At 66.4% G+C, this 12,786-nt stretch carries 14 protein-coding genes; 3 read left to right on the top strand and 11 right to left on the bottom strand.

The genetic code is table 11. From position 1 onward, the window contains the following. The first annotated feature begins 80 nt into the window (after positions 1 to 80). On the top strand, positions 81 to 506 hold the full coding sequence (locus tag Q4E95_RS00425) for a DUF1844 domain-containing protein (RefSeq protein WP_303381450.1): 426 nt from the start codon (positions 81 to 83) through the stop codon (positions 504 to 506). On the opposite strand, the gene Q4E95_RS00430 is transcribed toward Q4E95_RS00425, so the two are convergent. The 7 genes from Q4E95_RS00430 to Q4E95_RS00460 all read right to left on the bottom strand — a co-directional run bounded on the left by Q4E95_RS00430 (position 503) and on the right by Q4E95_RS00460 (position 5,307). After that, positions 503 to 1,363, bottom strand: a complete 861-nt coding sequence (locus Q4E95_RS00430) for an SseB family protein (RefSeq protein ID WP_303381451.1) — start codon at positions 1,361 to 1,363, stop codon at positions 503 to 505. The two genes, Q4E95_RS00425 and Q4E95_RS00430, sit on opposite strands and share 4 nt — an antisense overlap. After that, positions 1,356 to 2,105, bottom strand: a complete 750-nt coding sequence (gene priA / locus Q4E95_RS00435) for a bifunctional 1-(5-phosphoribosyl)-5-((5-phosphoribosylamino)methylideneamino)imidazole-4-carboxamide isomerase/phosphoribosylanthranilate isomerase PriA (protein ID WP_303381452.1) — start codon at positions 2,103 to 2,105, stop codon at positions 1,356 to 1,358. The genes Q4E95_RS00430 and priA overlap by 8 nt, the downstream gene beginning before the upstream one ends. A gap of 87 nt (positions 2,106 to 2,192) precedes the next feature. After that, entirely contained in the window at positions 2,193 to 2,354 is a 162-nt protein-coding gene (locus tag Q4E95_RS00440; RefSeq protein ID WP_303381453.1) for a hypothetical protein, read from the bottom strand. Continuing rightward, the gene (gene hisH / locus Q4E95_RS00445; protein WP_303381454.1) at positions 2,351 to 3,076 is read right to left on the bottom strand and encodes an imidazole glycerol phosphate synthase subunit HisH; all 726 of its coding nucleotides are present in this window, start codon (positions 3,074 to 3,076) and stop codon (positions 2,351 to 2,353) included. The genes Q4E95_RS00440 and hisH overlap by 4 nt, the downstream gene beginning before the upstream one ends. Beyond that, complete coding sequence (gene hisB / locus Q4E95_RS00450) at positions 3,073 to 3,690, bottom strand: imidazoleglycerol-phosphate dehydratase HisB (RefSeq protein WP_303381455.1); 618 nt, start codon at positions 3,688 to 3,690, stop codon at positions 3,073 to 3,075. The genes hisH and hisB overlap by 4 nt, the downstream gene beginning before the upstream one ends. A gap of 116 nt (positions 3,691 to 3,806) precedes the next feature. Next, positions 3,807 to 4,910, bottom strand: coding sequence for a histidinol-phosphate transaminase (locus tag Q4E95_RS00455; RefSeq protein ID WP_303381456.1), 1,104 nt, complete (start codon positions 4,908 to 4,910; stop codon positions 3,807 to 3,809). 37 nt (positions 4,911 to 4,947) lie between these two features. Beyond that, positions 4,948 to 5,307 carry a LysM peptidoglycan-binding domain-containing protein gene (locus Q4E95_RS00460; RefSeq protein ID WP_303381457.1) on the bottom strand — a complete coding sequence of 120 codons (360 nt, stop codon included), beginning with the start codon at positions 5,305 to 5,307 and terminating at the stop codon, positions 4,948 to 4,950. Between the two features lie 306 nt (positions 5,308 to 5,613). Between Q4E95_RS00460 and lexA the strand changes: the two genes are divergently transcribed. Then, positions 5,614 to 6,363, top strand: a complete 750-nt coding sequence (gene lexA, locus Q4E95_RS00465; protein WP_303381458.1) for a transcriptional repressor LexA — start codon at positions 5,614 to 5,616, stop codon at positions 6,361 to 6,363. 65 nt (positions 6,364 to 6,428) lie between these two features. Here lexA and Q4E95_RS00470 read toward each other — a convergent pair whose 3' ends face one another. After that, the gene (locus tag Q4E95_RS00470) at positions 6,429 to 8,489 is read right to left on the bottom strand and encodes an ATP-dependent DNA helicase (protein ID WP_303381459.1); all 2,061 of its coding nucleotides are present in this window, start codon (positions 8,487 to 8,489) and stop codon (positions 6,429 to 6,431) included. A gap of 2 nt (positions 8,490 to 8,491) precedes the next feature. Next, positions 8,492 to 10,141: a GTPase HflX gene (gene hflX, locus Q4E95_RS00475; RefSeq protein WP_303381460.1), complete on the bottom strand. Its 1,650-nt coding sequence runs from the start codon at positions 10,139 to 10,141 to the stop codon at positions 8,492 to 8,494. A gap of 86 nt (positions 10,142 to 10,227) precedes the next feature. Between hflX and Q4E95_RS00480 the strand changes: the two genes are divergently transcribed. Beyond that, the gene (locus Q4E95_RS00480; protein WP_303381461.1) at positions 10,228 to 10,851 is read left to right on the top strand and encodes a class I SAM-dependent methyltransferase; all 624 of its coding nucleotides are present in this window, start codon (positions 10,228 to 10,230) and stop codon (positions 10,849 to 10,851) included. 44 nt (positions 10,852 to 10,895) lie between these two features. Here the strand turns inward: Q4E95_RS00480 and dapF are convergent, their stop codons facing one another. Together dapF and miaA are read right to left on the bottom strand one after the other, a co-directional pair. Then, on the bottom strand, positions 10,896 to 11,789 hold the full coding sequence (gene dapF, locus Q4E95_RS00485; protein WP_303381510.1) for a diaminopimelate epimerase: 894 nt from the start codon (positions 11,787 to 11,789) through the stop codon (positions 10,896 to 10,898). Positions 11,790 to 11,850: 61 nt separating this feature from the next. Next, positions 11,851 to 12,786: a tRNA (adenosine(37)-N6)-dimethylallyltransferase MiaA gene (gene miaA, locus Q4E95_RS00490; protein ID WP_303381462.1), complete on the bottom strand. Its 936-nt coding sequence runs from the start codon at positions 12,784 to 12,786 to the stop codon at positions 11,851 to 11,853.

Genomic DNA, 12,786 nt, shown 5'->3' on the forward strand with positions numbered 1-12,786 from the left:
ACCGTGGCCGTGATCCCTGGCTCCCCGCGGCGGTGAGCGGGCCGTGCGCCGGGGTGGTGGGACTGATTTAGAGTAGATCCATGACCGACGCACCGCGCAACGAGCGCTTTGAATTCGACGACCACCCCCACGGCCAAGACGGACACGGCGCAGCGGACGAGACCGTAGCGGCTGTGAACGAGCAGATGCGCGACATCGCGGAGGTTCCCGCGGTGGAGGTCATCACCACGGCCGCCGTGCATCTCATGAGCGCCGCCGCGGTCAAGTGCGGCCTGGCCGCCGGTGACGATGCCGAGGAACTCAAGGACCTGGACGAGGCCCGCAAACTCATTACCGCGCTGGCCGGTTACATCACCGCAGCCGCACCGGAGATCGGCTCCCAACACGCGGCCCCCCTGCGAGACGGTCTCAAGTCCCTGCAGTTGGCCTTCCGCGAAGCCTCCCCGTTCCCGGATGCCCCCGGCTCCGGTCCCGGTGAGAAGTTCACCGGACCCGTGTTCGGCTAAACGGTCAGGCGCAGCCCCAAGGAATCCACGTTCTCGGCCATGATCGGCTCGGTGGCCAGCTTCTGCTGGTACCGGTCGATCGTGGCCTGAACCATTTCTTGGGTCAGTCCGGGTGTCAGCTGCACCACGATCACGAGTTCGGGCCCGGTCGCCCCACCGTCCAGCACCGCGCCGTCGGAGCGGCGTCCGCGGATCCCGGGGCCGGGCTCGGTGCGGGCGGACACGATGTTCTCCATGCCCAGTGCCGCACGCAGTACGGCATCGTCCACGGTGAGGTCCGCGTACGACGGCGTCCACGGCGTGTCCTTCGCAACGCACCACATGGCCGGGCGACGCACCACGAAGGCCGGGTCGGCAGCGGGGTTCACCACCAGGAGGTCCGAGCCGTCCTGCACAGCGGACAGGGCGGCCTTGCGGATATCCACTGCGACCGGTCGCGCCTCGGAGTTCCATGCGGACAGCTCACCCACCGCGGTGAACACCGGGAGGGCCTTACGCCCGTCAGCGGTCCGCACACTCACGAGGGCCATGTCCGCTTCCTTGTCGGACACGAGTCCGTGTTCCGTGATCTGCGAGTGCGAGACCTCAGCCACGATCGGCACGAACACCCTGATGCCGGGTAGTGCCGCAACCACTGCCGCCTCAGTGGCGTGCCCGCCCCGCCACGCCGCCAGGGCGGAGGCGATCGCTGGTGCCGAGGCGCCGTCGTCGTCCGGGAACAAGTGCGTGTGGCTGGTGCCCTCCCCCAGGTTGCGACCCTCCCAGGCCTGGCCGCCGGTGTCTTCTGCGCCGCCGGCCGAGCGCAACTGCGCGGCAATGTGGGCGGGCAGCGGCCGGGAGGAGGACCCGTCAGGCATTCGGTCGACCGGCCACGTCCAGCGCCTCGGGGAGCGTGAACTTGCCGGCGTAGAGCGCCTTACCCACGATTGCGCCCTCGACACCCACGGGGACGAGCTCGCGCAGGGCGGCAATATCCTCCAGGGAGGACACACCACCGGAAGCGACCACGGGCTTGTCGGTGCGGCGAGCGACCTCGGCCAGCAGATCGACGTTCGGCCCCTTGAGCGTTCCGTCCTTGGTGACGTCCGTGACCACATAGCGGGAGCAGCCGTCCGCCTCGAGGCGGTCCAGGACCTCCCAGAGGTCCCCGCCCTCCTTGGTCCAACCGCGAGCGGCCAGCGTGGTGCCGCGAACGTCCAGGCCCACGGCAATCACGTCCCCGTGCTGGGCAATCACGCGCCGGGTCCACTCGGGGTTCTCGAGCGCGGCAGTGCCCAGGTTAATGCGGGCCGGGTTCAGGGACAGGACACGTTCGAGTGATTCGTCATCGCGGATACCGCCGGACATCTCGATCTTCATCTCGATCTGATCCGCCACGCGACGCAACACGTCAATGTTGTCACCGCGCCCGAAGGCAGCATCCAGATCAACGAGGTGCAGCCATTGCGCACCGGCTTCCTGCCACAGCAGAGCGGCCTCCACGGGATCGCCGTAACCGGTTTCCGAACCGGCTTCACCCTGGACCAGGCGAACGGCCTGGCCGTCCTGCACGTCAACGGCGGGCAGCAATTCCAAACGGGGGGTGGTGTCCTGGGACATGGTTCTCCTTACCGGCGGTGAAGACCGCGCGAAAAATTCAACATTGATGTGCAAGGTGGGTGCCGCGGCCCGCGCCGCGGCGGGACGCTACAGGGAGGTGACCCAGGAATACGCGCCGTAACCGACCAGCGCCAGAGCAATGGTCGCCAGCAGCAGCACGGACCAGAGGGGCTTCTTCTGCTGTTTGAAAGAAATGGCACCGCCCACGAAGAACGCGCCCAGCACCATGGTCAGCATGGAATAGGTCACTTCTCGACCTCCGCGCCGCGCACGGGCATGCGTTCGCCCATGCGACCGGTCCGGGGCAGTGTGCCCAGCCAGTTGCGCAGCAGCGCGATGCCCGCGGCCGAGGACTTCTCCGGGTGGAACTGCGTGGCACTCAACGCACCGTTCTCCACCGCGGCCACGAACGGGCCACCGTGCTCGGACCACGTGACCCCGGGTGCCCTCATGCGGTCGATCGTCTGATCGAAATTCCAATCCTGCACACCGTAGGAGTGCACGAAGTAGAACCGTTCGTCCTCGATGCCCTTGAAGAGCACCGAATCCTCCGGCGGTTCCACGGTGTTCCATCCCATGTGGGGAACCACGGGTGCGTTCAACCGTTCCACGGTTCCGGGCCACTGGGCCAGGCCTTCCGAGCGCTCACCGTGTTCGACACCCTCATCGAACATGACCTGCAATCCCACGCAAATACCCAGGACGGGACGGCCACCGCTCAAGCGACGGTCGATGAGCCGGGGAGCCTGGACCGACCGCAATCCGGCCATCACGGCCGCGAACGCACCCACGCCCGGGACCACGAGCCCGTCGGCGTCCATGACGTCCTCCGGGTCCGCACTGAGTTTGACCCTCGCTCCCGCGGCTTCAAGCGCTCGCACGGCGGAATGCACATTGCCGGCGCCGTAATCGAGAACGACGACGCACGGGGCCTGCTCGGAGTCGGTCACCTGGTCGTTCTCGGGATTCACAAGGCCCCCTTGGTGGACGGAATGGCGTCGGCCATGCGGGCATCGGGTTCCACGGCCTCGCGCAGCGCGCGGGCCAGTGCCTTGAACTGCGCCTCCACGATGTGGTGCGGGTCCCGGCCGCGGATGACGTCGATGTGCAGGCACAACTGGGCGTGATAGGCGAAGGACTCGAAGACGTGGCGGGTCATGGAGCCGGTGAAGTGCCCGCCGATCAAGTGGTACTGCTGACCCTCCGGCTCGCCGGTGTGCACCACGTACGGGCGACCCGAGACGTCCACGACCGCCGAAGCCAGTGCCTCGTCCAGGGGGATGGTGGCTTGACCGAAACGACGGATGCCCCTCTTGTCACCGAGTGCTTGCAGGAAGGCATCGCCCAGCACAATGGCGGTGTCCTCGACCGTGTGGTGCACGTCGATGTCGGTGTCCCCGTGGGCCTGCACGTTGAGGTCGATCAGGGAGTGCTTGGACAGCGCCGTCAACATGTGGTTGTAGAAGGGCACCGTGGTCTCGATGGTGGACTGACCGGTGCCGTCCAGGTTGAGTTCCACGCGCACCGTGGATTCACTGGTCACGCGTTCCACCACGGCCGTACGAGGTGAGTTGGTTGGGGACATAACGGGGTGTGACTCCTCGATTTCTGCAAGTGCCCGCCGGAAACAGCGGCGATATCCAGTCTACTGGGCGGGCCCGACCCGCCCGCCCGGTGACCGTCGGAGGCCCGACCCGCGGCTCACGCGGATTGGAGGTAGTTCTCCACGGCGGTCAGGAACGCGGTGGTCTCATCCTCGGTGCCCGCGGTCACCCGCAGGTGGCCGGGGATTCCGACGTCGCGCACCAGCACCCCGTGATCCAGGAGGTGCTGCCACATCCGTTGCGCGTCTGCCATGCCGCCGTAAAACACGAAGTTGGAATCGGACTCCGCGGGTGCGAGACCCAGGCGTTTGAGATCGTCCACAATGCGGTCCCGTTGCATCTTGATGTCTTCCACCGTGCTGAGCAGGACGTCCTTGTGTTCGAGGGCCGCCAAGGCCGTGGCCTGGCTGACGGCGGAGAGGTGATAGGGCAACCGCACCAGGCGAATGGCATCCGTGACCTCGGGGGCCGCGGCGAAGTAGCCCAGTCGGGCCCCGGCCAGGGCAAAGGCCTTGCTCATGGTGCGAGTGACAATCAGCCGAGGGCGGCCTTCGAGCAGGGTCAACGCAGACGGTGTGCCGAACCGGGCGAATTCCGCGTAGGCCTCGTCCACAATGACCATGGAATCGGATTCCGCAGCGGCCTCGTACACGGCCCGAACCACGTCCAAACCCAGCGCGGTGCCGGTGGGGTTATTGGGTGAACACAGGAATACCACGTTCGGCGTGTGCTCGCGAACCTGCGCTGCGGCGGACTCGGCCGACAACGTGAAATCTTCTGCGCGCCGGCCCGCGATGAACTCGGTACCGGTCCCGGAGGCCAGCAGCGGGTACATCGAGTAGGTCGGGACGAACGTGAGAATCGAACGGCCGGGACCCCCGAAGGCCTGCAGGATTTGCTGCAGGATCTCATTGGACCCGTTGGCGGCCCAGAGGTTTTCAGCCCCTAGACCGTGGCCCAGATAACCGGCGAGCGCGGTGCGCAGTTCCGTGAACTCCCGATCCGGGTAGCGATTGAGCTGCCCGGCGGCCTGAGACACGCGCTCCGAAATGGCATCCACCACCGGTTGCGGAACGGGGTGAGTGTTCTCGTTGGTGTTGAGTGCCACCGCAACATCGAGTTGGGGGGCACCGTACGGGGACATGCCCCGTAAATTCTCACGCAAGGGCAGGGCTTCTAAACGATCGAGATTTTGGCTCACTCCCCTAGCTTAAGCGCCGGGGGTGCCTTCGCACGATTCAGCGTGCGGGGACCTCCAGCAGTTGGCCGGCGGAGATCTCCGAGGACGCCAATCCATTGAGCTCCACGATGTCGTCCATGACTTCACGGGTGTCGCGCTGGGGATCAGCCGCGTACGCGATCTCCCACAGTGACTGGTCGGGTTGAACGCTCACGGTATGGGTCACCGGGTCACCCACGGGCTCGCTGTTGGCCTGAACCGTGGTGGGCAGCAAGAAAATGACCGCGACCACCAGCAGCGCCGCGGCACCCGTAATGAGCGGTACCCCAATGAAGACGAACCGCCCTCGGCGGGTGAGATTGAGCTTGGGTGCTCGAGCAATGCTGCGAGCGCTGGTGGGCAAGATGCGTGTGGTCATGGCAACCTCCTGGTGATCTCTCCGGTAACCGCGGGATAAGGCGGCAGGGTGTTCGAACCCTTTTCCCGGTGTTAGAACACGTTTTCGAATACCGGAGTTAAGTTCTAGCACGGGTGTACGAACCTTGTCGAGGGAAAAATCGAACATGTGTTTGAGTCCTCACTCCGGGGGCACTAGTCTTTAAGCAACGCCCGTACTAGTTGATCGAACACTTCCGACACGCATAAGCGCCCGGATCGAGCTCGGCGAGTACGGCATCCCTCGCGGTTGATCCCGCGGTGGACACACGGTGAAAGGACCCAACTCGTGAGCACACCTTCCCCCTCCGGTTCGGAGTCCCCGCGTTCGCAGCGGCCACTGACCGCTCGCCAGCGCACCATCCTCAGCGCGGTGCAGCGTTCCATCGGTGAGCGCGGTTATCCCCCGTCCATGCGCGAAATCGGCGACGTCGTGGGCCTGGCATCGCTGTCCAGCGTGACCCACCAACTGGGTCAATTGGAGAAGCTGGGGTACATCCGCAGGGATCCAAGGCGCCCCCGCGCCATGGAAGTTCTTCGTCCACTCTCCGAGACCGAACTGGCCCGTGAACTGGGTGAGCCCCACACCGCGGAACGGGCTTCAACGTCCCCCACCGGCTCGGTGCACAACATCAATCAGCTGCCCGCGAGCAGCTCTGACGGCTCCATGGCATCGGTGCCCCTGGTCGGCCGAATCGCCGCCGGTGGTCCCATCACGGCGGAGCAGTCGGTCGAAGACGTGTTCTCCTTACCGCGCGAGTTCGTGGGCCACGGTGACCTGTTCATGCTGAAGGTCTCGGGTGACTCCATGATCGACGCCGCCATCTGCGACGGGGACTGGGTCGTGGTGCGCCAACAGAACACGGCGGTCAACGGTGAGATCGTTGCGGCCCTCTTGGACGACGAGGCCACGGTGAAGACCTTCCGCCAACGCGACGGACACACGTGGTTGTTGCCCCAGAACACGCAGTACGAACCCATCCTGGGTGATCACGCCACCGTGATGGGCAAGGTCGTGTCGGTTTTCCGGTCCCTGTGATTCACCGGGGTCTTTGCCCACCGTCATTCGTGACGACACCAACCCCTCGGGTGAAGGCTGTAGGACTACTGTGAACTGCTCAGCCGCTTCAGGGCGCCCAGGACCGTGGCTTTGTCCGCGGTGGGCCACAGCGGCGGCAGGGACTTGGTCAGGAAGGTGCCGTAGCGCGCCGTCGCCAGTCGCGAATCCAGGACCGCCACCACGCCGCGGTCGTTACTTGAACGGATGAGGCGTCCCGCGCCCTGAGCGAGCTTCACCGCCGCGTGCGTTGCTGACACGGCCATGAAGCCGTTGCCGCCCGCTCGTTCGGTCGCACGGGTGCGGGCGGTTCCCAAGGGGTCATCCGGCCGCGGGAACGGGATGCGGTCAATCACGACCAACCGACATGAGTTGCCGGGCACGTCCACGCCCTGCCACAGGCTCATGGTGCCGAACAGGCTGGCGGTGGGGTCGTCGGTGAACTCCTTCACCAGGGACGGCAGGGACGCCTCACCCTGGCAGAGGATGTCGGTGTCGATCAGCTCACGTAGTTTTTCAGCGGCTTCTTCGGCCGCGCGGCGGGACGAGAACAGCCCCAGGGCGCCGCCGTTGGAGGCCTTGAGCAGTTCGGCCAGTTCCGCCAACTGGTCCGAGGAGACGCCCCGGCCCGGTTTGGGCAGGTGCCTGGCCACGTACAGAATTCCCTGCTTGGGATAATTGAACGGGCTTCCCACGTCCACACCGCGCCACGGCGGGGACCCGGCGCCCTGCAGACCGAGAGCGCCGGCCACGGATGAGAACGATGAGCCCACCGCCAGCGTGGCCGAGGTCAGCACGACCGTGCGGCCGTCGAAGAGTCCTTCGCGAAGGGCGCCGGCCACACTGAGCGGAGCAATGTTCAGGGTTGCCGGCTCCCCCGCATCCGGGGACACGTATCCGGAGGACTGGTCCCAGCGGCCCACGCGGGAGATCCACAGGACGTCGTGATCCGTATTGGCACTGAGCATCCGATCGGCGGTGTCGAGAAGTTCCGACAGCCGGGAACGCGCGGCATGTCGTCCGGCGTCCTCCGCGTTGGAATCGCCCTTGGTTGCGCTGAGCCCGGAACGGGCCGCGTCCTGAACGCCGCGCACCGCATAGACCTGCTCCTCGGTGAAACCCCGCGGTAGCAGTCCGTTCGGATCGCCGTTGAAGGCGCGGTCGAAGGCGTCCGCGGCCTTGTCCAAATCATCGTGCGGGGCGGCGGTGTGTTTGCGCACGCCGCTGGCTGCGGCTCGCACGGCCGCACCGGACAGCGCGCCCGTGACCGCTCCGGTCACCCGGTCCCGCAATTCATGGGCCTCGTCCACGACCACCACGTCGTGTTCGGGCAACACGGCCAAACCCTCGAAGGCGTTGATGGCCAACAACGCATGGTTGGTGATCACCACGTCCGCCTCGCCGGCGGCCAATCGCGCCTTCTCGGCAAAGCATTCCTCGATCAGCGGGCATTTGCGGCCAATACATTCGCGCGCGGTGACGGAAACCTGCCGCCAGGCTGCATCGGAGACACCGGGCTGCACGTCGTCACGGTCACCGGTCTCGGTGGACTCGACCCATTCCCGCAGTCGCTTGACCTGCTGGCCCAACTTGCCCACCGCGGTCTCCCCGGCCCGAGCGGCACCGGCCGGATCGGCGAGATTGAACAGCGTGGCGTCGTCGTCGGTGGGGTAACCGCCACCTATTTTGTGCAGGCACGCGTAATTCGAGCGACCCTTGAGCAGCGCAACGTTGGGCCGGTGCGCCAGGTGTTCCTCGACCGCATCGAGCACGCGCGGTACGTCACGGCCCGTGACCTGCGACTGCAGCGCCAGGGTTGCGGTGGAGATGATCACGGGTTTGTCCGCGCTCTGAGCGTGTTCGAACACCGGAACCAGGTAGGCCAGCGACTTGCCCGTGCCCGTGCCCGCCTGGACCAGCAGGTGCTTGCCCGAGTCCAGCGCCTCGGCCACCTTGGCGGTCATGAAACGCTGGCCCTCCCGCCGTTGCCCGCCCATGGCGGTCACGGCGGCGTCCAGGAGCTCGAGGGAGTCCTTGGCTCCGGGCAGGGTTTCGGGCCGGATGTCCGAAATGTCCCGCCCGGTCTCGTCAATGAACGGGTCTGCCATACCTATGCGGTTTCCGCGCCCGGTTCGGATTCTTCGGTGTCCCCCGATTGCGCCGCTCCGAGCCGGTACGGTTCAAGTTCCGGCACGAGGCTCCCCCGCACGCGCACGCGCAGGCGGGTGCCGTCCTCGGTGTGTTCCGTTCGGAGGATCTCAGCGTCCTGGGCGTGCAGTCGTGAGACCACCTCACCGTGGACGTAGGGAATCAGCAGGTCCAGTTCATGATCCGGACGGGGAATGGCCCTCGAGATCAGCTGTTTGAGCTCCTCGATGCCCTCGCCCGTGCGGGCGGAGACGGCCACGGAGGGGCTCTCATGGTTGAGGAGACGACCCAGCACCACGGGATCCGCGACATCTGCCTTGTTGAGCGCCACTAATTCCGGGATGTCGGTCGCCCCCACGTCCGTGAGGACATCGCGGACGGCCTTGAGTTGACCCTCGGGGTCCGGGTGAGAGGCATCCACCACGTGGACGATCACGTCCGCGTCCGCCACTTCTTCCAGCGTGGAGCGGAAGGCTTCGACCAACTGAGTGGGCAGCGAACGCACAAAACCCACGGTGTCCGAGAGCGTGTAGCCGATACCGTCCGGCGTTTCCGCCTTGCGCACGGTGGGATCCAGCGTGGCGAACAGCGCGTTCTCCACGAGCACACCGGCGTCCGTGAGGCGGTTGAGCAGCGACGACTTCCCGGCGTTGGTGTAGCCGGCAATGGCCACGGACGGCACCGAGAAACGTTTGCGGTTGAGCCGCTTGGTTTCACGGGCCGGTTTCATGGCCTCGATCTCGCGACGCAGTTTGGACATGCGCTGACGGATCCTGCGTCGATCGAGCTCGATCTTGGTTTCACCCGGGCCGCGCGAACCAATGCCCTCACCGGCCGCCGCACGGCCACCGGCCTGACGGGACAGGGACTCACCCCACCCGCGGAGGCGGGGAAGCATGTATTCCAGCTGGGCCAACTCGACCTGGGCCTTGCCCTCCTTGGACTTGGCGTGCTGAGCGAAAATGTCGAGGATCAGCCCGGTGCGATCAATGACCTTGACCTTCACGACGTCCTCCAGCGCACGGCGCTGTGAGGGTGCGAGCTCGGCATCGACGACCACGGTGTCAGCGCCGGTCGCCGCGACCACATCGCGCAATTCAAGTGCCTTGCCCGACCCCAAGTAGGTTCCGGGGTCCGGGTTCACGCGACGCTGGAGCATGCCGTCCATGACCTCCGAACCGGCAGTCTCCGCGAGCGCGGCGAGTTCACGGAGTGAGTTCTCCGCGTCCGCGAGCGTTCCCGCGGACCACAGCCCCGCCAGGACCACTCGTTCCAGCCGGAGCTGGCGGTATTCGACCTCGGTGACGTCTTCGAGTTCGGTGGACAGCCCGGCAACACGACGGAGGGCGTGGCGCTCGGCGAGGTCCTGCTGCTCGCCGTCGGCGTCGGAGAAGTGCGAATCCTCGTCGTGGAGTTCTCGGGCGCGGCCCAGCGGGTCGCGGCGTTGATCAGTGGCGTCTTCAGCGGCGTCCCTGTAGATGGTCGGTTCCTGCTGTGCACGGGCGCGAGCCAGGACCCTGGCGACGACGTCTTCGAGATCGGCACCCGAGGGTTCTCCGGAGTTCACCGGAACACGGTGTTGGGAGTCTTCGGGGCGGTGAGATTCAGTCATAATTCCTTGATCTGCAAGCTGCTGGTAGTTCGTTCAGTCTATCGCCGCACCCCGACACGGAGCACTGAGCGATAACATGTGGAGCCATGGCCACAGAACCGCACCCTCAGCACTACTTCGTGACCGATCCGTCCCTGCCGGAGAAACCTCGGCAGATGTCGGTGGACCTGAGAGGCCGCAAGGTGCAGGTTCGTACCGCCGCCGGGGTGTTCTCCCCCGGTGATCTGGACAAGGGAACGGCCGCGCTGTTGCGCAACGTCCCCGAGCCGCACGGTCAGCACTTCTTGGACATTGGCTGTGGCTGGGGCCCGTTGACCCTGGCCATGGGGTTGGCCGATCCGGAAGCCACCGTGACCGCGGTCGATGTCAATGACCGCAGCCTGGAGCTCACACGTCGCAACGCGCAGACCCACGGGTTGACCCGTGTGGAGACTTACCGGCCGGAGGATGTGCCCCGGCAACGACAGTTCGACACCGTGTGGTCCAACCCGCCCATTCGTGTGGGCAAGGAGGCTTTGCACGAGATTCTGCTGACGTGGCTGCCCCGCCTGGCCCCGGGCGGAACCGCCTGGTTGGTGGTGCAGAAGAACCTGGGTGGCGATTCACTGCAGCGCTGGCTCGGCACGGCCCTCGACGCCGCCGAGTTCACGATCGAACGCGCGGCCACGGACAAGGGTTTCCGGATCCTGACAGTGCAACGCACGCGGTAGCCCCGTCATTCCCGGCACCGGAGGCTACGGCCGGGCCACTACGGTTACACCAGAACCGCGCGGGCGACCACGCGGGTGGGACCGGCCAGCACGACGTGCTCGGTACCGTCCGTGGCCGGCACGAACGTCACGGACAGCACGCCCCCTGGCACGTCCACCAACCAGCGGTCAGGGGCTTCTGCGCCGCCCCAGAAGCGGGTTGCCGCGGCGGCGGCGCACGCGCCGGTACCGCACGAGTGGGTCTCCCCCACACCGCGTTCGAACACCCGCATGTGAATCCGACCGACCTCGGTGTCGTCGTGGTCCACCGGCACCACGAATTCGACATTGGTGCCGTCCTCGGGCTCCGGGGAGACCGACGGCGCACGGCGCAGATCCAGCCGGTCCAGCTTGTCCTCCTCGGACAGCGCCACCACGGTGTGGGGATTACCCATGCTGATCGACACACCCGGGCGCGGGACGGTCAAACCGTCGGTCGTGACCACGGCGTCCGAGCCCTTGTCCCGCGCGTCCCCGCCGGCCATGAAACTCCACGGGCCCATGTCCACGGCATAACCGCCGTCCGTGCGGGCCACCGAGCGAACACCCGCGCGGGTTCCGATCCGCAGTTGCGATCCCTGCGGAAGTTCCACGAGACCCTCACGGACCAGATGATCCACAAAAACACGGACCCCGTTGCCGCACATCTGCGCAATGGAACCGTCCGCGTTGCGGTAGTCCATGAACCATTCGACAGAGGGATCTTGTTCCGCGAGTTTCCGGCCCTCCGGCAGTTCGGTGGCCCGGACCGCGCGAATCACACCATCCGCACCCAAACCCATGTGGCGGTCGCACACGGCCGCCACGGTGTCCGCGGTCAGCGTGATCTCGCCGTTCTCGTCCGTGAAGACCACAAAGTCATTTCCGGTTCCGTGGGCCTTGACCACTTCTTGGTTCACCAATTCACGCCAGTCCACGGTGTTCACTCCCCGATCCACAGTTTCAGTCACGGCCGACAGTTTACGCGGATTGAATCAATGCCGCGGCTTCCTGCGCGAGTGCGGCCACACCTCCGGGGTGAGCCGCATTGAGCCAGTGCACGCGGGGATCCGCGCGGAACCACGTGCGCTGGCGTTTCGTGAAGCGTCGGGTGGCCACCACGGTGTCCTCACGGGCCGCTTCCACGGTCCGTACCCCGGCAAGCACATCCAAGAGCTGCGGGTAGCCCAGGGCCTTGCCCGCGGTGGGACTTTCGCGTAGGCCCTGCCGCTCCAGCGAGCTCACCTCGTCGAGCCAACCCGCCGCCAACATCGCGTCGATGCGCCGGGCGAGGCGGTCGTTGAGGACCTCTCGCTCCATGTCCAGGCCGAGCTGAATCGTGGGGCGCACGTACGCGCGCTGCGGCATGAATGAGGTGAACGCACGCCCCGTGACTTCGTAGACCTCCAGCGCACGAACCAGGCGGCGGTCGTCCTTGACACGCGCCGCGGATGGGGGGTCGACGTCGCTCAGTCGCGCCATGAGCGCGCCGCGGCCCCGGGTGGCCAGCTCGTTCTCCAATCGTGTTCGCACCGCGGGATCCGTTCCGGGAAACTCAATGAAGTCCACGGCCGCGCGAACGTACAACCCCGAGCCGCCGGCGAGGATCGGCACTTTGCCGCGCGCAGCGATGTCGTCGATGGCGCCCCGTGCGTCCGTCTGGAACCCGGCGACCGAGGCTTCCTCCGAGATGTCCATGATGTCGAGGAGGTGATGCGGGACCCCCCGCCGCTCGGCCATCGCGAGTTTGGCGGTGCCGATATCCATGCCGCGGTAGAACTGGAGGGCGTCCCCGTTGACGACCTCGCCGTCAAGGCGCTCCGCGAGGGCCAGGGCGAGATCGGATTTGCCGGTTCCGGTGGGTCCGACCACGGCCACCAGGGGCGGCCCGTCGGAAGGCCACGAAATGGCGGCCAC

Source organism: Kocuria sp. (assembly GCF_030536815.1).
Taxonomy (GTDB): domain Bacteria; phylum Actinomycetota; class Actinomycetes; order Actinomycetales; family Micrococcaceae; genus Kocuria; species Kocuria gwangalliensis.